This window comes from Altericroceibacterium endophyticum (assembly GCF_009827595.1).
In the GTDB taxonomy this organism is placed as follows: Bacteria; Pseudomonadota; Alphaproteobacteria; order Sphingomonadales; family Sphingomonadaceae; genus Altericroceibacterium; species Altericroceibacterium endophyticum.
In genome coordinates this window covers 155,655-174,393 of the sequence record NZ_WTYT01000005.1, presented here as the reverse complement: position 1 = coordinate 174,393, position 18,739 = coordinate 155,655, and the positions used below count along the sequence as shown (strand labels likewise).

Genomic DNA, 18,739 nt, shown 5'->3' with positions numbered 1-18,739 from the left:
CACGGGGGATTGCAAGGATTAGTCAGCCACAGCTTCTTCCAGCCCTTCGACAAAATCTGCGCCGGTAACGATGTCGGCCGTGGAGGCCTCCAGCGTGTCACCGATCCGCTCGGCTCGTCCGCCAAGGCAGGTGGCGAGGAAGTTTTCCGCCACAGCGTTGAAGGCGATGTTGTTTTCCGGACGATGGAAACCATGCCCTTCATCGGGAAACAGCACATAGGTCACCGGAATGCCCGATTCCTGCATCGCGCCCACAATCTGGTCACTTTCCGCCTGTTTGACGCGCGGATCATTGGCTCCCTGTCCGATCAGCAATGGCTTGGTGATCGCATCGGCGCGATAGAGCGGGCTGCGATCCTTCAGCAATTGCAGCCCTTCTTTGGTATTGGGATTGCCCATGCGTTCATGAAACTGCGCCACCATCGGTGCCCAATAAGGGGGGATGGTTTCCAGCAATGTCTCGAGATTGGACGGACCGACAATATCGACCCCGCAGGCGAATTTTTCAGGCGTGTAGGTCAGGCCGACCAGCGTTGCATAGCCGCCATAAGACCCGCCCATAATGGCAACCTTGTCAGGATCGGCGATGCCTTCGCCCACGGCCCAATCCACTGCATCGATCAAATCATTATGCATAGTACCGGCCCATTCCAGATTGCCGGCATTGATGAAATCCTTGCCGAAACCGGTGGAGCCGCGGAAGTTCACGCTCATCACCGCATAGCCGCGATTGGCCAGCCATTGGTGCGCACGGTTGAAGCCATAGCTGTCGCGTGCCCAAGGGCCGCCATGCACCAGCAGCACCATCGGCACCGGCTTGCCGCTGCTTTGGGCACCGGCGGGCAGGGTGAGGTAAGTCGGCAGCGTTAGCCCGTCGCGCGCCTTCAATTCCAGCGTCTGCATTGGCTGCAACGGTGCGCCTTCCAGCTCAGGCCGGGTGGTGTAAAACTCGGTCAGCGTTTCCGCTTCGCGGTCAAACAGATAGGTCTTGCTGGGGGAGATCAGCGGATCGTTCCAGATCAGCCACTTGCTGTCATCCTCGGTGCGTGACTGGACGCCGAAATCACCCTCCAGCCGTTTATCCAGCCAATCAAGCGCGGCCCCGATTTGCGGGTTGAGCGCGTGCCATTCGGTCGTCAGATAATCGACGGAATACGCTTCGACTTCACCCGTTTTGGGATGCGTCATAACGCCGCCGATATCGGCCTTGTCGCTTTCCCCCAGAATCGTCTTTTCGCCGGTTTCGACATTCTGTGCGATCAGCGCTGCCGTATTACGGTCACGGCTGTCGAGCCAATAAAGCGTATTTCCGTCAGTGGTATAGCCCAGCGCTGTGGTGGTGAGCGCGTCCTCCAGCGTCGTGCTTTCTGCCGGATTTTCGGCAATGGTCCCATCACTGATGGGGAACATGTCCATTCCGCCCTCGGCATTTTGCTGCATGGCCCAGCGCAGGGTCAGGCTGTCGTCGGCCAGAAAGCCGATATAGCCATTGTTCTCCAGCACAGGTGTCAGCTCGCCGCTATTCAGATCAAGCTGATAGACGTCGTGAAAACGCGGGTCGCGGTTGTTAAGGCCGACCAGCAATTGGTCCCGCATGGATTCGGACGTGCCGACCAACTGCACACGGGTATTTTCAAATGGTGTCAGGCTCCGTTCAACGCCGGATTCCACATCGACCCCGTAAAGCAGGTAATTCTCGTCGCCGCCTTTGTCCTGAACGAACAGCAGGCTGCGCGAATCCGGGGCCCAGAAATATTGCGGAATTGGTCGCTCGCTCGCATGGGTCATGACCCTGGCCGCATCGGGATTGTCGGCCGGGGCAATCCAGACATTCATCACGCCATCTTGCGGGGCCATCCAGCTCAGCCATTTGCCATCCGGGCTGATCTGACCGGAGGAGCGCGTCGGATTCCCATAAAGCGCATCCCTCGGGATCAGCGGCGTATCGGCAATATTGGTGGCTTCGCGAATGCTCTGATTGGCTGTCATCGTCTCTCCTGATGTGTCTGTTCTGGCGTCCTGAGCCTGTGCCCCGCCGGCAAGGGCGATACTGGCAGCAAGGCTCATCGCGGTAAGTGGCTTCTGTTTCGTCATGATTGAACAACTCCCCCGATCGTTCTTACGCAGGCGAGTGTCAGGCCAAACCGGTCTTTGCGCAAGGGGGCGTTGGCCTAGTTTCGGCCAGTGGGCCAGTGCAGGCGACAGGACGCTGCCAAGACCGCGGAACCGCTGCGTGAGCGCCGATTTTGGCGGGCCCGCCTACAAAGCGGGATTGTTGCAGCAATGCCATGTCAGGATGGCCGCGGCTCCGCGATGGGGACGCCAGCTTTCCGCCAGCAAGCGGGTTTCCTTCTCGCTGGGGCGTTCTGGCAGGCCGAGAATCTTGCCTATGCCGACCTGCACGGCGAGGTCGCCCGCGGGCCAGATGTCTTCCCGACCTTCGGCAAACAGCAGATAGATCTCCGCCGACCAGCGGCCGATCCCCTTGATCCGGATCAGTTCGGCAATCGCGGCTTCATCATCTTGCGGCAGATTGGCCAGATCCAGATCATCATTCACCACCAATTCGCACAGGGACCGGGCATAGCCCTGTTTCTGGCGAGAGAGACCACAGGCTCTCAGCGTGTCGAAATCCTGTTCCAGCAAGAGGTCGGGCGGAATATCTTCACCCAGCAGCGTCTCCAGCTTGGTCCAGACACTGGCGGCGGCGGCAACCGATACCTGTTGCCCCACAATGGTGCGCAACAAGGTGCGATAGCCGGTCGGTCGGATCCGCGCATCGGGATACCCCGCCACAGCGAGTGCGCGGGAAATGGCGGGCTCCTGCTCTGCTATTTTATCAAGCGACAGGCGGAGCCTCTCAGACGTCATTCCCATATTTCTGCTTGCTCCAAAAATTGATGGTCCGGCCATCGAAACTTTGCCGAATGCGCATTGTTGCCGCCGATTGCTTGCCAATTGCGGTGCTATTTCCTAGCAGGCCCCTAACTGGTGATCATGCCGTATCCCTCAAGGAAAGAGTAAGCGATGCCCAAGTTGCAAGTTGTAAACCGTGAAGGCGAGGAAAAAACCGTCGAGGGCGAAGCTGGCCTGACGGTAATGGAAATTATCCGGGATAGCGGTTTTGACGAATTGCTGGCGCTGTGCGGCGGCTGCTGCTCTTGCGCGACTTGCCACGTATTTGTCGATCCGGCTTTCAAGGACAAGCTGCCGGCCGTGAGCGAAGATGAAGACGATCTGCTCGACAGTTCCGACCATCGCAATGCGGATTCGCGCCTGTCTTGCCAGATCAATTTCAACGATGATCTGGACGGTCTGCGGGTCACGATCGCTCCTGAAGATTGAGCGTATCTGAAGTTTGAGCGGAAACAGCAGGGCGCACAGGCAGAACTTGATCTGTATTTAGCGGATCTACATTGCGCATGAGGGGCGGCGCGCCTAACTCTGCAATCATGAATGTGCTCCCTGCTACGACAAATACGCTCGACCTTATCGGCCACACCCCGCTCGTCCTGCTCGAGGGGCCAAGTGAAGCGGCCGGTTGCGAAATTTACGGCAAATGTGAATTTGCCAATCCCGGCGCATCCGTGAAGGATCGGGCCGCGCTCTGGATCATCAATGATGCGGAGGCGCGCGGAACGCTGAAACCGGGCGGTACGGTCGTGGAGGGCACGGCCGGAAATACCGGGATCGGTCTTGCCCTGGTGGCCAATGCCAAGGGCTATAAATCCATCATCGTGATGCCCGAAACGCAATCGCGCGAAAAGATGGATACGCTGCGCGCTCTGGGTGCGGAGCTGGTTCTGGTACCCGCTGCCCCCTACAAGAATCCCGGCCACTTCGTGCATACGTCTCGCCGTCTGGCCGAAGAGACCGAAGGCGCCATCTGGGCCAATCAGTTCGACAATATCGCCAATCGCAAAGCCCATATTGAAAGCACGGCCCCCGAATTATGGGCGCAGCTAGATGGACGGATTGACGGTTTTACCTGCGCCGCGGGTACCGGCGGCACGCTGGCCGGTGTCGGGATGGGACTGAAAGAATTCAATCAGGACATTTGCATCGCGCTGACCGATCCGCATGGGGCCGCGCTGTATAATTATTTCGCCAATGGGGAATTGAAGGCTGAAGGGTCTTCGGTGGCCGAAGGTATCGGGCAAGGTCGTATCACCGCCAATCTGGAGGGTGCACCGATTGATGATCAATTCCGCATTTCCGATGAAGAGGGCCTGAAATGGGTCGCACATCTCTTGCGCGAAGAGGGGCTGTGTCTGGGGCTGTCTTCAGGGATCAATGTCGCCGGCGCCGTGGCTCTGGGGAAAAAACTCGGCCCCAATGCCCGCGTGGCCACCATTTTGTGCGATACCGGTTTCCGTTATCTTTCCTCGCTCTACAACCGTGAGTGGTTGCAGGAAAAAGGATTGCCGGTTTTCGACTGGTTGAAGTGAGCGACACGCGATGGCCAAGGATCATGTGAAATCTCTGCTTCCTCCCCGGGAGGAGGGTGAACAGGCCACGGTCACGCTGTCAGGATCGCGGTTTCATTCTGTTCAACGGCTGCAGATCGGTTTTGCCGGACTGGCGGCAATGGTGCTGATGGTGGGGCTTGCCAATATCGTGATGGAACGCGCGGCCGTGGTCGAGGCCACCGCCGTGCCCGAGGCGGCCTCCACGGTTGGTCCGCAAAGCAATCAGGGCGAAGGCGCAGGCGATCCTCTGGCCGATGCCGGGGTTGTCCCAACATTACCGGCGCCGCAGCCCCAGAAGCCTGCATATGACCCCGACATGCTGCCGGAGACTGGCGATGTCCCAGTGGCGCCACATTCTGACTAGGCTCTTTTCGGGCACTTTCTCGCTCCTGCTTACCATGTCGATCCCGGGCCTGCTGGTTCCGGTTCAGACTGCCTTTGCGCAGGAGAGTGCGGAGCAGGTGTCAGGCGGCGGAAAGATCGCGGATGAGGTTGCTGCAGATCCTGCCAGGAAGCTGCCAGAGCTGGGCCTGATGGGCACGGTGCCGATTTACTGGGGCAATGCGGCCAGTGTGGAAGATGCGCTCAGGGTGGACGCAGAACCGCATTGGGCGCGGGCGATTATCGAGCGCAGCTTTCACCTGAAGCCGATCTCCTTTCTGGATGCCGAGCGGCTGAAGGATGTATCCTACCTGCTGCTGGCGCAGCCTCGAATCCTGTCACCGCAGGAAAATGTCGCGCTGGATGATTGGGTGCGCGGCGGGGGGCGTCTGCTGCTGTTTGCCGACCCGATGATGACCGGCCATTCCCCCTTCGGGCTTGGCGATCCAAGGCGGCCGCAGGGTGTGATCCTGCTGTCCCCGATATTTGATCGCTGGGGGCTCGAACTGCTCTTCACGTCGGATCAGCAGGATCATGTTCATCTGGCGCAAGGCTGGATTGCTCCGATTCCGATATTTCTCGCTGGGGAAATTGCGGGAAGGCCGGAAAAATCAACCGCGCCGGGGGCCTGTAAATTTGCCGCAAAGGGTGTGCTGGCTCTGTGCGAAATCGGGGCAGGGCACGTCACAATCCTGGCAGATTCGGTGATTCTTGACGATGAAGTGCCTGAAAAAAATAGAATATTTGCGCTTGAAGCATTGTTGGGGCAACTCAGGGGCGAATCCGGGGATATTGCGGGCGAGCCCGATTCCTGAGTCGGTCCCTCTACGGGAAATCCAGTGATTTTAACGACTTCGTAAGGAAATCTGCCACTGACAGATAGTTCAGCAAGTAAATGAAATTGTTATAAAACAATAACTTGCGATGTATTCCCCAAATTTCCCGTGTTTTCCCCTTTCCTCCCGGAATTGGGCGGGTTAGTTATTGTCCATATCGGAGACATCACCCGCTTTGCGCCTCTGACGGGGCGATCGAGCCGCGCTTCGGCGCGTGTCCGAGCGGGTGAGATATGACCGATGGTGTACAATTGTAGCCAGGGGCACAGCGTCAGTGGCAGGGCAGCCAGTCAATTACAGCGGACAGGGCTTTTCGCTTCGCGGCGATAAAGGTCGGTTCGTGCTGCCTCCAGCCTTTCGCAAAGCCGTTGCCGAAAGCAGCGATGATCGTATCCTGTGCCTTGCCAAGCACGACCGCTGGAACTGCCTGACCGCCTTTGGCCTGTCACGCCGTGATGAGCTGGCCAACCAGATCGACCGCGAAGAAGAACGCGCCATCCGGCTGGGTCAGGATTTCGATCGCGATCTGCGTGCCATGCAGCTCTACGGCTTCAGCGAATTGCCCTTTGATGCAAGCGGTCGCTTCGTGATGCCCGATCATTTGGCAGAGCTGGGCTGCATGGATCAGGGGGTCTATTTTCAGGGTGCCGGTTCCTTCTTCACCCTGTGGAACCCCGCTGAGCTTTATCGCATGGGCACGGGCTGGGAAGGCGCGCAGGCGGCCTGCCGTAAGTTGGAAGCCGAAGCTGCTGCCAAGGGGAAAAAGGCATGAATGCGCCGCATATCCCCGTCTTGCTTGATGAAGTGATCGACGTGCTTGGTCCGGCTCAGGATGCCGTCATCATCGATGCGACTTTTGGCGCAGGCGGCTACACGCGCGCGCTGCTGGATGCGGGCGCGCGGGTTCATGCATTTGACCGGGACCCTGATGCCATCACGGCTGGCCGTGAATGGCCTGAAACCCAGGGCAGTGAACCCCGGCTGGTGCTGCATGCGCGGCGTTTTTCCGAAATGGTCGCGGCGATGGCGGAAACCGGCATAGAGCAAGTTGATGGCGTGGTGATGGATATTGGCGTGTCCTCCATGCAGCTTGATCAGGCCGGGCGCGGCTTTGCCTTTTCGATGGACGGGCCGCTCGACATGCGGATGAGCCAGGAAGGGGATAGCGCGGCCGATTTTCTCAACACTGCAGATGAAGCGGCCATTGCCGATGTGCTTTATCTGTATGGGGAAGAACGCCAGTCACGCCGGGTGGCGCGGGCAATCGTTGCAGCGCGTCCGCTCACCACGACAGGGGATCTGGCGCGGATCGTGCGCAAGGCTTTGGGGTATCGCCAGGGCGCACCGAAGGATCCGGCCACACGGACATTCCAGGCCGTGCGCATTCATGTGAATGCGGAACTGGATGAATTGAAACAGGCGCTGCATGCGTCCGAGCACTTGCTGCGTCAGGGGGCGCGGCTGGCTGTGGTCAGTTTTCATAGTTTGGAGGATCGTATCGTCAAACGCTTCCTGCGGGATGCGTCGGGCGGCAATGCGCGTGTTTCACGTCATTTGCCGGATATCGGGGAGGGGGCTCAACCAACATTCACCGGGCTGTCCAAGGCCATTCGGGCCGGGGACGCCGAAATCGCGCGTAATCCACGTTCGCGTTCCGCCATTTTGCGCGGTGCCACGCGGACGGCGACTGCCGCGAGGGAGGCCACATGATACCGCAAAGCCGTCTGCGCCGGATGGGCTGGATCGCCGTTCTGGCGCTCTGCACCGGGCTCTATCTCGTTCTGCATCTCAAAGTGCACGCCGTGCGCAGCGATGTCGTGCGCGCAGAACGCCAGATCGTGCAGCTGGAGCAGGACAAGCTGTTGCTCGAAACCGAATTTGAAACGCGGGCCAATCAGCAGCAATTGGCGAATTGGAACCGCCTCGAATTCGGCTATCGCGCGCCGACGGCCGAACAATTTGTCGAAAGTGAACGGAAGCTGGCACAATTCGGCGTTCCGCGCGGCAAGGATGCACCGGCGCCTATCCGCGTCGCGCGTAATGATGCGGCCGATGGTGGATCGCCGCCTTTCCCCCGGCTGGTTTCTCCCCTGACTGGCAAGCCTGTTGCCTCCGACCTGCTGGCACCGCCAGAACAGGATGAAGAGCAGGAGGCGATCTCCAATGGACCGATGCGTGTGGCGCTGGGGACCGTTGCGGGGGGCTCCGTTAAATGACATCGCTGACCGCGTCCGGGGCTTTGGCCAGCGGGCGGGTTCGCCTCGTCAATATCCGTGAGCGCTTGCTGCTGACGGCGCGATTGCGCGTGCTTTTGATTATTGTCTGTTTTCTCGCTCTGGCTCTGGCGGCGTTGTTGCGGATTGCCTGGATCGGACTGGTTCAGCCGACCCCGTCGGAACAATCCATGGCGGAGGCACTGCTGCCATCGCGCGGTGAAATTACGGATCGCAATGGCGTTCCGCTGGCGCGCGCGTTTCCGGCCTATGCCCTGTGGTATAATCCCAAGGCATTGGGTGACGGCGGCTCTCCTCTCGTGAAATCCCCGCGTGTGGTCGCGCAGCAACTGGCCGCCATCTTTCCGGGAATGGATGTCGACGACATAGCCGAGCGGCTGGAGGCCGGAAAGGCCGGCTATCTGCGCCGCCGCGTTCTGCCGGAAGAAGCCAACCGTGTGCACGACATTGGCGAATTGGCGCTGGAATTGCCGCGCGAAAGTGATCGGCATTATCCGCAAGGGTCCATGGCGGCCCATGTACTGGGCTATGTCGCGGCGGATGGGCATGGCCGCGTGGGCATGGAATCCGTGCTGGATGATCAATTGCTGGACCCGGCGACCCGCGGAACGCCGACGCCGCTGTCTATCGATATGCGCGTGCAGGGTGCGCTGGAGGATGAACTGCGCCGCGGCATGCTGGCGGTGGATGCACTGGGTGCAGCAGGCATTGTGCTGGATGTGGATACGGGTGAAGTGCTGGCGCTCGCTTCCTTGCCGGAATTCGACCCGAACAAGATCGATGAACAGGGTGAAAAACTCATGTTCAACCGGGTGACCAACCAGGTTTACGAATTGGGGTCCACCTTCAAGCCGCTAACGGTAGCTGCTGCGATCGATGCTGGTGTGGTGACGGATCTGTCGCGCCGATATCAGGCAAACCGACCGCTGAAGGTGGGTGGTTTCCAAATTCGCGACAGCCACACGATTGGCGCCTCGCTGAATGTTCCGGAAACGTTGATCCATTCCTCCAACATCGTCACCGCGCAGATTGCTGATGAACTGGGGGCCAAGCGTCTGAAGCGGACCATGGCCGATCTCGGCATGAATGAACGGCCTTATATCGAACTCCCTGCGCGCGGTTTTCCGATCTGGCCGAAGGGCGAATGGCGGCGGCTGCGTGCGATGACGGTCAGCTATGGCCACGGTATCGCGGTGACGCCGCTGCATCTGGCATCGGCCTATGCGACGATGGTGAATGGCGGCATCTGGCGGCCGGCAACATTGCGTAAGGTCGCACCCGGCGCTGCGCCGCGCGGACGGCGGGTGTTCAAGGCCAGCACCAGTGCGCGGATGAACCAGCTGCTGCGTATGATTGCGGTCTATGGCACGGGGCGCAATGCCGATGCGCCCGGCTTCCGGGTGGGGGGCAAGACCGGATCGGCGGAGAAGCCTGGTGCAAATGGTTATCGCCACCATACGCTGGTTTCCACTTTTGCCGCCGCCTTCCCGATGGACAAGCCGCGCTATGTCATTATCGCGATGCTGGATGAGCCGAAGGGCACAGCTGCCAGTTCCTATCAGCGGACGGCGGCATGGAACGCCGCGCCGATTGTGGGCAAACTTGTCCCCCGAATTGGACCACTGCTTGGGGTGACGCCGGATTCGACCCACGATATCGATCTCACAGATCTCAAGCCTTTGGTTAAGGGGGATGAGTAATGAAGTTGAGCCAGCTGGTCGATAACGTACCAAGTGGCGCGGATGTTTCGGTTACGGGATTTGCCATTGACCACCGCAAAGTGGCGCCTGGCACCGTTTTCGGTGCCTTTCAGGGCGGCCGGGTGAATGGGGAGGATTTCATTCCCGCCGCGATTGCCGCCGGAGCAGTGGCAATTGTCACCCGTCCGGGTGTCAGCGTGGACGGCGCCGTGCCAATTACCGATGCGCAGCCGCGGCGCGCGTTCGCGCGTCTGGCGGCGCGTTTTTTCCGTCCCGTGCCGCCCAATATAGTTGCCGTCACCGGCACGAATGGCAAAACTTCCACCGCCGAAATGACCCGCCAGCTATGGCGTATGTGCGGCGAACGTGCTGCTTCAATCGGTACGCTGGGCGTGACGACGCAGGATGAAAGCGTGTCCACCGGCCTCACCACGCCGGATATCGTTACGTTCCTGTCGAATATGACCGGCCTTGCGCGTGAAGGCGTGACCCATGTCGCTTACGAGGCATCCAGCCATGGATTGTCTCAGTATCGCAATGAAGGTCTGCCAGTCTTGGCCGGAGCCTTTACCAACCTCAGTCGTGACCATCTCGATTATCATGCCGATATGGATGATTATTTTGCGGCCAAGATGCGCCTGTTCGACGAAGTGGTCGATCCGGGTGGCACGGCCGTGGTCTGGGCGGATGATGAATGGTCGGCGAAGGCGGTGGATCATGCGAATGCGCGTGGATTGCGTGTCATGACCATCGGCGAAAACGGCGAAACGATCAGATTGAACGGGCGTGAGCCGGGCCAGCTGGGTCAGGTTCTTTCGCTTACCTGCGGGGGGCAGGATTATACGGTCAATCTGCCGCTGATCGGTGCCTATCAGGCGGCCAATGCCCTGACCGCAGCCGGGCTGGTCCTGGCATGTGGCGGGGAAGCGGACAGGGTGTTTGACGCCATGAGCCGTTTGCAGCCCGTTCGCGGGCGGTTGGAACGCGCGGTGATTACGGCGTCACGTGCGCCGGTTTATGTCGATTACGCCCATACGCCCGATGCGTTGGGGGCCGCCATCGCGGCATTGCGGCCGCATGTGACGGGCAGGCTGATTACGATCTTCGGTGCTGGCGGTGATCGGGACCGGGGCAAGCGCGCACCGATGGGGGAAATTGCCCAGGCCCAATCCGATCTGGTGATCGTGACCGATGATAATCCGCGGGGTGAAGATCCGGCGACGATCCGTGCCGAAATCATGCAGGCTGCGCCGCAAGCGCGCGAAATTGCAGGGCGGAGAGAGGCGATTGCGGCGGCACTGTCCGAGGCTGGTCCGGCCGACATTGTGCTGATCGCGGGCAAAGGCCACGAACAAGGGCAGGTCATTGGCGCTGGCGACACGATGCGCGTTATTCCTTTTGATGATGTTTCGGTTGCCCGGGAGTGTGCCGCTAGCGTGGGAGGAGGCGCCGGATGAGCGCGGTAAGAAAGATTCTCAGCTGGCCCGGCCGGGCGGGAGACACAAGACCCACCGCTTTGTGGACGGCGCAGGAAATCGCTGACACCACAGGCGGAACAGCCAGTGGATCTTTCCAGGTTTCCGGTGTTGAAATCGATTCCCGTGATGTTCTGGCGGGTGATTTGTTCGTCGCGCTGATCGGCGAAAGCATGGATGGCCACCGTTTCATCGACAAGGCGTTTGCCAATGGTGCCGCCGCTGCCATCGTGGATCGGCCGATTGCCTGGCCGCATGTGTTGGTGAAGGATACCGGCGCGGCGCTGGAAGATCTGGCCCGCGCAGCCCGTGCCCGCGTTGATGCGCGCATTATCGGCGTTACCGGATCGGTTGGCAAAACGGGCGTGAAAGAGGCGATTTTTGCGGCGTTGCAGCGTAGCAGCCGAGGCAAGGCGCATCGCTCTATCCGTTCCTACAACAACCATGTCGGCGTTCCTCTCAGCATCAGCCGGATGCCGCCACGCAGTGCCTATGGCATTTTTGAGATGGGAATGAATCATGCAGGTGAGATTCGCAATCTGACCGCGCAGGTGAAGCCCGATATTGCCGTCATAACCACCATCGCGCCTGCCCATATTGAAAATCTGGGCAGTGAAGCCGCGATTGCCGATGCCAAGACCGAGATTTTCGAGGGATTGAACCCGGGGGGCGTGGCCATCATCCCGGCGGATAATCCGCACTATGAACGGCTGTGCGCCGCGGCGGAAAAGCACGGGGCGCGGATTGTTTCTTTTGGCGCGGACCCATCGGCCGATATGCGCTTGCTGGATGCGATTCCCGCCGCCACTGGCGGTTCTCTGGTCACGGCGCAGCTGCATGATCAGCGTTTATGCTACACGGTGGCAGAGCCGGGCGACCATTGGGTCATGAATTCGCTGGCAGTCATGGCCACCGTCCATGAAGCGGGCGGTGATCTGGGTGCGGCTGGTCTTGCACTTGGCGAAATGGGCGGGCTCAAAGGGCGCGGCGCGCGGCACCGCGTCGTGGCACCCGGCGGGCATGTCTTGTTCATTGATGAAAGCTATAATGCCAATCCTGCATCCATGCGGGCCACATTGGCGCAATTAGGGCAGACTCCCGCCACGCGCAGGGTCGCAGTGCTGGGTTCGATGAAGGAACTGGGCGATTTTGCCGCCGCCTTTCACAGTCAGATCGCCGAACCTCTGGCGCAGGCCAATATCGATTTTGCGGTGTTGGTGGGCGAAGAAATGGCTGTTCTGGCTCAGGAATTGGGGAAAGGCCCCAGCGCAACGCTTGGCAAAACAATCGGATTCGCTCATTGCGATGGTCCGGGCGATGCCATCGCCGCACTCGAAGCCTATGGGCTGGTAGGCGGTGATGCGGTGCTGGTTAAAGGGTCAAATTCAGTCGGACTGGGGCAAGTCGTTGCCCGCTTTACCGACAGGGAACGCTGAATGCTGTATTTTCTTGCGCAATGGATGGAATTCGAGGGAATTTTCAACCTCGTGCGCTATCAAACGTTTCGCTCCGGGGCCGTGCTGATCACGGCTTTGACGATTGGCCTGATCATCGGCCCGCGCTTCATTTCAATGCTGCGCGTCCGGCAGGGTAAAGGCCAGCCGATCCGGGAAGATGGCCCTAAATCGCATCTGGCGAAAACCGGCACCCCCACCATGGGTGGGCTGATGATCCTGATCGCTTTGCTGCTGGCCATGCTCCTCTGGATGGACCTCACCAATCCTCTCGTCTGGGCCTGTATGGCGGTGACGGGGGGATTTGGCCTGATCGGTTTTGTCGACGATTTCGACAAGGTGACCAAGCGCAGCCACAAGGGCGTGTCGGGCAAAGTGCGTTTGCTGGCGGAATTCGCGGTGGCCGGGGTCGCCAGCTGGATCATCGTCAGCCAGCTCAACACCAATCTTTATGTGCCCTTCCTGTCTGACTTCGCGATTCCCTTGGGCCCGTTCTATTACATATTCGCCGCTTTCGTGATTGTCGGGGCGGGCAATGCCGTCAATCTGACCGATGGTCTGGACGGTCTGGCGACCATGCCCGTTATCGTTGCGGCGGGCACTTTCGCGATCATCTGCTATCTGGTTGGCCGGGTCGATTATTCCGAATATCTCGGCATTCCTTATGTCGAAGGCGCAGGCGAACTGGCGATATTCTGTGCCGCGATCATGGGTGCGGGTCTGGCCTTTTTGTGGTTCAATGCCCCGCCGGCGGCAGTGTTCATGGGTGATACGGGCAGCCTTGCTCTGGGCGGTGCGCTGGGCGCGATCGCCGTGGCCGCGCATCATGAAATCGTGCTGGCGATCGTGGGCGGCTTGTTCGTTCTGGAAGCCGTGTCGGTCATCATTCAGGTGTTCTTCTTCAAACGCACCGGGAAGCGGGTGTTCCGTATGGCCCCCATCCACCATCACTTTGAACAGCTGGGCTGGGCCGAAAGCACGGTTGTGATCCGGTTCTGGATTGTTTCCATCATGTTGGCGTTGCTGGGTCTTGCGACGCTCAAGCTCAGGTGATTACTTCCCCTGCCTTCTCCGGAAAACGCTATGCAGTGCTGGGTCTTGCCCGATCAGGGATGAGCGCGGCGGAGGCTTTGCTCGCCAGCGGCGCACAGGTCACGGCATGGGACAGGCGCGACACGCCGCGTGAGCAACTGGCCGGACGTGCTGACATTGCCGATCCGCTGACAATTGATCTGACCGGATTTGACGGGATTGTATTGTCCCCCGGCGTGCCGCTGAACACCCATCCGATTGCGGATAAGGCGCGCGCTGCAGGTGTGCCGATAATTGGCGATATAGAGCTGTTCGCACAAAGCCGGGCGGCCTTGCCCGCGCATAAGGTGATCGGCATCACCGGCACGAATGGCAAATCCACCACGACCGCGCTGGTCCATCATTTGTTTGCTGCCGCGGGCGTACCGGTTCGCATGGGCGGGAATATCGGCCTGCCCATTCTGGGCGAAGAACCGCTGCCGGAAGGCGGGGTCTATGTGCTGGAATTGTCGAGCTACCAGATCGACATCACCCAGTCGCTCGCCTGTGAAGCGGCCGCGCTGACCAATATCACACCCGACCATCTCGACCGATATGACGGTTTCGCGGATTACGCCTTTTCCAAATCACGGCTTTTTTCGATGCAGGGCGCCGGGCAATTTGCCGTCTTTGGCTGTAATGACCCCTCTACCAATGCGGTGCATCTGGCCGAAGCAAGCCGCCGTGCATCGGGGCGGGTATTATGCGCGGACATGAGCCATTGGCGGGAATATCAGGCAGACTGGCCGAGCCTGCAAGGCCCACATAATCTCCAGAATGCGGCCATTGCGGCCAGCCTGGCGCTGGAGCTGGGACTGACGCGGTCCCAGGTCGAAAGCGGGCTGGCCAGTTTTGCGGGGCTGCCGCACCGGATGGAGCGTCTGGGAGAGCGAAACGGCGTCCTGTTCGTCAATGACAGCAAGGCGACCAATCCAGCCTCCACCGCGCCGGCTCTGTCGGCCTTTCCGCCCAATCCAAACCCGCGTATTCACTGGATTTGCGGTGGTTTGCCCAAGGCGGACAATCTGGATGAATGTGCGGATGCCTTCGGCAACATCATCAGTGCCTATACGATCGGGGAAGCCGGGGCGATGTTCGCGGATTTGTTAGGCGATCATATGCAGGTTGAACCTTGCGAGCTGCTGCATGAAGCAGTTCGGCGGGCGATCGCAGCGGCGCAGCCGGGCGAGGTCGTGCTGTTTTCGCCTGCTTGCGCGAGTTTCGACCAGTTTCGCGATTACGAGACACGGGGCAATATCTTCCGCTCGATCGTCGATGAGCTTACCGGAGATAGAGAGAACGGGGCGTGACAGCAGCTAGGCCCTATATTCCCACAGCTACGCGGGAACGGAATGATACGCCGCGTTTTCCGCAAAGCCGCAAGGCGCAGCTTAAAGTGTGGTGGCGCGAAATTGACCGGGTGCTGCTGGCGCTGATCATCACCTTGATGGCGATGGGGATGGTGGCCGTGGCGGCAGCGTCCCCCGCCAGCGCGCATCGTCTTTCGACCTCCCAGACAGCGCTGAACGATCTCTATTTCTACTGGACACATTTACGCTGGCAGGCGCTGGGCCTGATTGTGCTGTTCATCACCAGCATGGTCCCGCGCGAATGGGCACGGCGCGGCTCTGTCCTGCTGGCCGGTGCCATGTTGCTTGCCCTGATGCTGGTGCCGATATTGGGCGTGGAAGTGAATGGCGCGCGCCGCTGGATCAATCTGGGGGTGCGCTTTCAGCCCAGCGAGTTTCTGAAACCTGCCTTTGCCGTGACGATGGCCTGGATATTGTCCTGGCGGCTGCGCGATCCGGGGATGCCGGTTATTGGCATTACTGCGGGCGTGCTGGCACTGATTACAGCTTTGCTGATGATGCAGCCCAATCTGGGTGAAGCGATATTGTTCGTCGGGTGCTGGCTGATCATGGTCATTCTGGCCGGTTTACCGTTGCAGAGAGTGGGCATTATCGGCGGTGCCGGTATAGCGCTGCTGGCTGCGGCCTATACATTTTATGATAATGCGCGGCACCGGATCGATGCCTTTCTGGGCGGCGGCACTGCCTTCGATCAGGTCGATCTGGCGCGGCGGACGCTGATGGGCGGCGGGTGGACCGGCACTGGATTATGGCTGGGCGCGCGCAAGATGAGCCTGCCCGAAGCACATACGGATTATATTTTCTCGGTAATCGGGGAAGAATTCGGTCTGCTGGTATGCGGCTTGGTGGTGATCGTCTATCTCGCTATCGTGCTTCGTGTACTGTACCGCCTCATGAATGAAGAAGATCTCTTTACCATCCTCGCCGCGTCGGGGTTGATCGCCTTGTTCGGTGGGCAGGCTTTCATCAATATCATGGTCAATCTGCAGCTGTTCCCGAGCAAGGGGATGACGCTGCCATTGGTCAGCTATGGCGGCTCTTCGACAATCGCGCTTTGTTTTGGCATTGGGCTGTTGTTGTCGATCACCCGGCGGAACCCGTTTCTCAGCCGGAGCAAATTTGATCTTCGCCGCCTGTTGGAAAAGGAGCGCGCCGCATGAGTGGTGCCAGCAAACATTTCATTCTCGCTGCGGGAGGCACTGGCGGCCATTTGAGCCCGGCCTTTGCCCTGGCGCAGGAACTGCATCAGCGCGGGCATAAGGTGGAATTGATCACCGACAGCCGAGGGGCGGCCATTCCCGGCAAACCCGATTTCATGCCTGCCCATGTGCTTCCCGCCGGACGGTTCGGCAAAAATCCGTTGAAATGGCCGAAAGCTATTCTGGCGGTTCTGAAAGGCCGGCGGATGGCCTTGCGTCTGATCGACAGTTTCGCGCCCACCGCGATCGTCGGCTTTGGCGGCTATCCCGCAATGCCTGCCTTGCTGGCCGCACGCGGTGCCGGCGTGCCCAGTGTCATTCACGAACAGAACGCTGTGCTCGGGCGGGTCAACCGCCTTCTGGCGCGCGGGGTGAATGCCATCGCTACAGCCTATCCCAAAGTGAACCGGTTGCAGCCGCGCTTCACCGACAAGGTTCATCTGGTTGGCAACCCGGTGCGTGCAGAAGTGCTGAGCTTGCGTGATGAACCCTTTCCCGACCTGACGGCTGACGGGTTGGTGCGGGTGCTGGTCACTGGCGGCAGTCAGGGTGCACATGTCCTGTCGGAAGTGGTGCCCGATGGACTGGCAATGCTGCCCAATGCGCTGCGCAACCGTTTGCAGGTGACGCAGCAATGCCGCCCGGAAGATCTTGAAGCTGTGCGGCAACGCTACGCCAATCACGGGATCGCGGCAGAACTGGGCACTTATTTCGAGGATATGCATCTCCGCCTGTCCGACGCGCATATTTTTATCGGCCGGGCCGGTGCATCGACCATTGCGGAGCTGACCGCGGTTGGCCGTCCTGCCATTCTGGTACCGCTGCCCATTGCGACCGATGATCACCAATCCGCCAATGTGCGGGAAATGGTCGAGGCCGGCGGTGCCCGGTCGATCCGTCAGCCGGCCTTTACTTCCAAGGAACTGGCCAAGCAGATCCAGGCTTTGGCGCAAAAGCCCGAAACGCTCGCCAATGCGGCGCATGCAGCGTGGAATTGCGGCCGGCCCGATGCCGCGCAAAAACTTGCCGATCTGGTGGAGAGTTTCGGCGCCAGCCCCATTCAGGATGTTATTCGCGTGACCAGTAAAAAGCCTGCCGCCATTGGTGAAGCCTTGCCGAGTGGAGGCGCTGCATGAAGGGCGTCGGCACAGATATCGGCACGATCCATTTTGTCGGCATTGGCGGCATCGGCATGTCCGGCATTGCCGAAGTGATGCACAATCTGGGGTATATCGTGCAGGGGTCCGACATTGCCGAGGGGCCAAGTGTCGAACGGCTCCGCGCGCGCGGCATGCATATTGCCGTCGGCCATGCGGGTGAAAATGTGGAGGGCGCCGCCGTGGTGGTTACCTCCACCGCTGTGAAGCGGGATAACCCCGAAGTGGTCGCCGCGCTTGAGGGCCGTATTCCGGTGGTTCGCCGCGCGGAAATGCTGGCCGAACTGATGCGGCTGAAACATACGGTGGCGGTTGCTGGCACGCATGGCAAAACCACCACCACATCCATGATTGCCGCGCTGCTCGATGCAGGCGACATCGACCCGACCGTGATCAATGGCGGGATCATTGAAAGCTACGGTTCCAACGCACGTCTGGGTGACAGTGAGTGGATGGTGGTCGAGGCGGATGAAAGCGACGGCAGTTTTCTGAGGCTGGATGGCACAATCGCGGTTGTCACCAATATCGATCCTGAACATCTCGACCATTATGGCTCCTTCGATGCGGTGAAGGATGCTTTTGTCGAATTCATCGAAAACGTGCCCTTTTACGGCGCGGCTATCCTGTGCATCGATCATCCGGAAGTGCAGGGCGTGATTTCAAAAGTGCGCGACCGCCGGGTTGTCACCTATGGTTTCTCTGCGCAGGCTGATTTGCGCGGCGACAATATTCGTCCGCATGAAGGCGGCAATCGCTTTGACGCCGTCTGGCGTGAACGGGACGGCACCTTCCGCCGGATCGAAAATATCGATCTGCCGATGCCGGGGCGGCATAATGTGCAGAATGCACTGGCCGCTGTGGCTGTGGCGATTGAAATGGGTTGCCCGGATGAAACGATCCGTACCGGCTTTAGCAAATTCAGCGGTGTCCGCCGCCGCTTTACCAAAGTGGGCGAAGTGGCCGGCGCGACGGTGATCGACGATTATGCGCATCATCCGGTTGAAATTCGCGCCGTGCTGTCCGCCGCGCGGGAAGCGGCCACCAATCGCGTGATCGCGGTGATGCAGCCGCATCGTTATACCCGTTTGCGCGACCTGATGGATGATTTTCAGGGTGCCTTCAACGATGCCGACATCGTCTATGCTGCGCCGGTCTATGCCGCCGGGGAACAGCCGATTGCGGGTGTTGACGCGGCCACTCTGGTCGAGGGGCTGAAAGCCCGCGGCCATCGTCATGCGCTGGAAGTTAGCGGTCCGGCTGATCTGGCCGAAAAACTCTCTGAAACCATTCAGCCGGGCGATCTGGTCGTCTGTCTGGGCGCGGGCGATATCACCAAATGGGCGGCGGGTCTTGCCGGTGAAGTGGCCAATTGGCAGGGCCGCAAGGCATGATT

17 protein-coding genes are annotated in these 18,739 nt (G+C 59.9%); 15 read left to right on the top strand and 2 right to left on the bottom strand.

What is annotated here, in order from left to right; all coding sequences use genetic code 11:
- Nucleotides 1-18: 18 nt before the first annotated feature.
- Nucleotides 19-2,094, bottom strand: a complete 2,076-nt coding sequence (locus tag GRI91_RS11940) for a S9 family peptidase (protein ID WP_237437832.1) — start codon at nucleotides 2,092-2,094, stop codon at nucleotides 19-21.
- 165 nt (nucleotides 2,095-2,259) lie between these two features.
- Nucleotides 2,260-2,877, bottom strand: a complete 618-nt coding sequence (locus GRI91_RS11935; protein WP_160736914.1) for a DNA-3-methyladenine glycosylase family protein — start codon at nucleotides 2,875-2,877, stop codon at nucleotides 2,260-2,262.
- Between the two features lie 150 nt (nucleotides 2,878-3,027).
- Here GRI91_RS11935 and GRI91_RS11930 point away from each other — a divergent pair, with 150 nt between their 5' ends.
- From GRI91_RS11930 to murC, 15 genes are all read left to right on the top strand, one after another.
- Nucleotides 3,028-3,345, top strand: a complete 318-nt coding sequence (locus GRI91_RS11930; protein WP_160736913.1) for a 2Fe-2S iron-sulfur cluster-binding protein — start codon at nucleotides 3,028-3,030, stop codon at nucleotides 3,343-3,345.
- A 107-nt stretch (nucleotides 3,346-3,452) separates the two neighbouring features.
- Nucleotides 3,453-4,448, top strand: coding sequence for a cysteine synthase A (locus GRI91_RS11925; protein ID WP_160736912.1), 996 nt, complete (start codon nucleotides 3,453-3,455; stop codon nucleotides 4,446-4,448).
- 10 nt (nucleotides 4,449-4,458) lie between these two features.
- Nucleotides 4,459-4,833: a hypothetical protein gene (locus GRI91_RS11920; RefSeq protein ID WP_160736911.1), complete on the top strand. Its 375-nt coding sequence runs from the start codon at nucleotides 4,459-4,461 to the stop codon at nucleotides 4,831-4,833.
- Nucleotides 4,805-5,665, top strand: a complete 861-nt coding sequence (locus tag GRI91_RS11915) for a motility-associated ABC transporter substrate-binding family protein (RefSeq protein WP_160736910.1) — start codon at nucleotides 4,805-4,807, stop codon at nucleotides 5,663-5,665. Before GRI91_RS11920 ends, GRI91_RS11915 begins: the two co-directional genes overlap by 29 nt.
- Nucleotides 5,666-5,960: 295 nt before the next feature.
- On the top strand, nucleotides 5,961-6,458 hold the full coding sequence (locus GRI91_RS11910; RefSeq protein ID WP_160736909.1) for a division/cell wall cluster transcriptional repressor MraZ: 498 nt from the start codon (nucleotides 5,961-5,963) through the stop codon (nucleotides 6,456-6,458).
- Nucleotides 6,455-7,396, top strand: a complete 942-nt coding sequence (rsmH, locus tag GRI91_RS11905) for a 16S rRNA (cytosine(1402)-N(4))-methyltransferase RsmH (RefSeq protein WP_160736908.1) — start codon at nucleotides 6,455-6,457, stop codon at nucleotides 7,394-7,396. The genes GRI91_RS11910 and rsmH overlap by 4 nt, the downstream gene beginning before the upstream one ends.
- Nucleotides 7,393-7,902, top strand: a complete 510-nt coding sequence (locus GRI91_RS11900) for a hypothetical protein (RefSeq protein WP_160736907.1) — start codon at nucleotides 7,393-7,395, stop codon at nucleotides 7,900-7,902. The genes rsmH and GRI91_RS11900 overlap by 4 nt, the downstream gene beginning before the upstream one ends.
- Nucleotides 7,899-9,620: a peptidoglycan D,D-transpeptidase FtsI family protein gene (locus GRI91_RS11895; protein ID WP_160736906.1), complete on the top strand. Its 1,722-nt coding sequence runs from the start codon at nucleotides 7,899-7,901 to the stop codon at nucleotides 9,618-9,620. Before GRI91_RS11900 ends, GRI91_RS11895 begins: the two co-directional genes overlap by 4 nt.
- The gene (locus GRI91_RS11890; protein ID WP_160736905.1) at nucleotides 9,620-11,077 is read left to right on the top strand and encodes a UDP-N-acetylmuramoyl-L-alanyl-D-glutamate--2,6-diaminopimelate ligase; all 1,458 of its coding nucleotides are present in this window, start codon (nucleotides 9,620-9,622) and stop codon (nucleotides 11,075-11,077) included. Before GRI91_RS11895 ends, GRI91_RS11890 begins: the two co-directional genes overlap by 1 nt.
- Complete coding sequence (locus GRI91_RS11885) at nucleotides 11,074-12,531, top strand: UDP-N-acetylmuramoyl-tripeptide--D-alanyl-D-alanine ligase (protein WP_160736904.1); 1,458 nt, start codon at nucleotides 11,074-11,076, stop codon at nucleotides 12,529-12,531. The genes GRI91_RS11890 and GRI91_RS11885 overlap by 4 nt, the downstream gene beginning before the upstream one ends.
- Nucleotides 12,532-13,602, top strand: coding sequence for a phospho-N-acetylmuramoyl-pentapeptide-transferase (gene mraY, locus GRI91_RS11880; protein ID WP_160736903.1), 1,071 nt, complete (start codon nucleotides 12,532-12,534; stop codon nucleotides 13,600-13,602).
- Nucleotides 13,599-14,930, top strand: a complete 1,332-nt coding sequence (murD, locus tag GRI91_RS11875; protein ID WP_160736902.1) for a UDP-N-acetylmuramoyl-L-alanine--D-glutamate ligase — start codon at nucleotides 13,599-13,601, stop codon at nucleotides 14,928-14,930. The genes mraY and murD overlap by 4 nt, the downstream gene beginning before the upstream one ends.
- Complete coding sequence (locus tag GRI91_RS11870; protein WP_337190366.1) at nucleotides 14,927-16,150, top strand: FtsW/RodA/SpoVE family cell cycle protein; 1,224 nt, start codon at nucleotides 14,927-14,929, stop codon at nucleotides 16,148-16,150. The genes murD and GRI91_RS11870 overlap by 4 nt, the downstream gene beginning before the upstream one ends.
- The gene (murG, locus tag GRI91_RS11865; RefSeq protein WP_160736901.1) at nucleotides 16,147-17,325 is read left to right on the top strand and encodes an undecaprenyldiphospho-muramoylpentapeptide beta-N-acetylglucosaminyltransferase; all 1,179 of its coding nucleotides are present in this window, start codon (nucleotides 16,147-16,149) and stop codon (nucleotides 17,323-17,325) included. The genes GRI91_RS11870 and murG overlap by 4 nt, the downstream gene beginning before the upstream one ends.
- Nucleotides 17,322-18,737 (top strand): UDP-N-acetylmuramate--L-alanine ligase, encoded by a 1,416-nt coding sequence (murC, locus tag GRI91_RS11860; protein WP_160736900.1) that lies wholly within the window; start codon nucleotides 17,322-17,324, stop codon nucleotides 18,735-18,737. The genes murG and murC overlap by 4 nt, the downstream gene beginning before the upstream one ends.
- The last annotated feature ends 2 nt before the right edge of the window (nucleotides 18,738-18,739 follow it).

What these genes read in the sequence shown, in the direction of transcription:
- GRI91_RS11940 (WP_237437832.1), bottom strand. Translation starts at nt 2,094, where the DNA reads ATGACGAAACAGAAGCCACTTACCGCGATGAGCCTTGCTGCCAGTATC.
- GRI91_RS11935 (WP_160736914.1), bottom strand. Translation starts at nt 2,877, where the DNA reads ATGGGAATGACGTCTGAGAGGCTCCGCCTGTCGCTTGATAAAATAGCA.
- GRI91_RS11930 (WP_160736913.1), top strand. Translation starts at nt 3,028, where the DNA reads ATGCCCAAGTTGCAAGTTGTAAACCGTGAAGGCGAGGAAAAAACCGTC.
- GRI91_RS11925 (WP_160736912.1), top strand. Translation starts at nt 3,453, where the DNA reads ATGAATGTGCTCCCTGCTACGACAAATACGCTCGACCTTATCGGCCAC.
- GRI91_RS11920 (WP_160736911.1), top strand. Translation starts at nt 4,459, where the DNA reads ATGGCCAAGGATCATGTGAAATCTCTGCTTCCTCCCCGGGAGGAGGGT.
- GRI91_RS11915 (WP_160736910.1), top strand. Translation starts at nt 4,805, where the DNA reads ATGTCCCAGTGGCGCCACATTCTGACTAGGCTCTTTTCGGGCACTTTC.
- rsmH (WP_160736908.1), top strand. Translation starts at nt 6,455, where the DNA reads ATGAATGCGCCGCATATCCCCGTCTTGCTTGATGAAGTGATCGACGTG.
- GRI91_RS11900 (WP_160736907.1), top strand. Translation starts at nt 7,393, where the DNA reads ATGATACCGCAAAGCCGTCTGCGCCGGATGGGCTGGATCGCCGTTCTG.
- GRI91_RS11895 (WP_160736906.1), top strand. Translation starts at nt 7,899, where the DNA reads ATGACATCGCTGACCGCGTCCGGGGCTTTGGCCAGCGGGCGGGTTCGC.
- GRI91_RS11890 (WP_160736905.1), top strand. Translation starts at nt 9,620, where the DNA reads ATGAAGTTGAGCCAGCTGGTCGATAACGTACCAAGTGGCGCGGATGTT.
- GRI91_RS11885 (WP_160736904.1), top strand. Translation starts at nt 11,074, where the DNA reads ATGAGCGCGGTAAGAAAGATTCTCAGCTGGCCCGGCCGGGCGGGAGAC.
- mraY (WP_160736903.1), top strand. Translation starts at nt 12,532, where the DNA reads ATGCTGTATTTTCTTGCGCAATGGATGGAATTCGAGGGAATTTTCAAC.
- murG (WP_160736901.1), top strand. Translation starts at nt 16,147, where the DNA reads ATGAGTGGTGCCAGCAAACATTTCATTCTCGCTGCGGGAGGCACTGGC.
- murC (WP_160736900.1), top strand. Translation starts at nt 17,322, where the DNA reads ATGAAGGGCGTCGGCACAGATATCGGCACGATCCATTTTGTCGGCATT.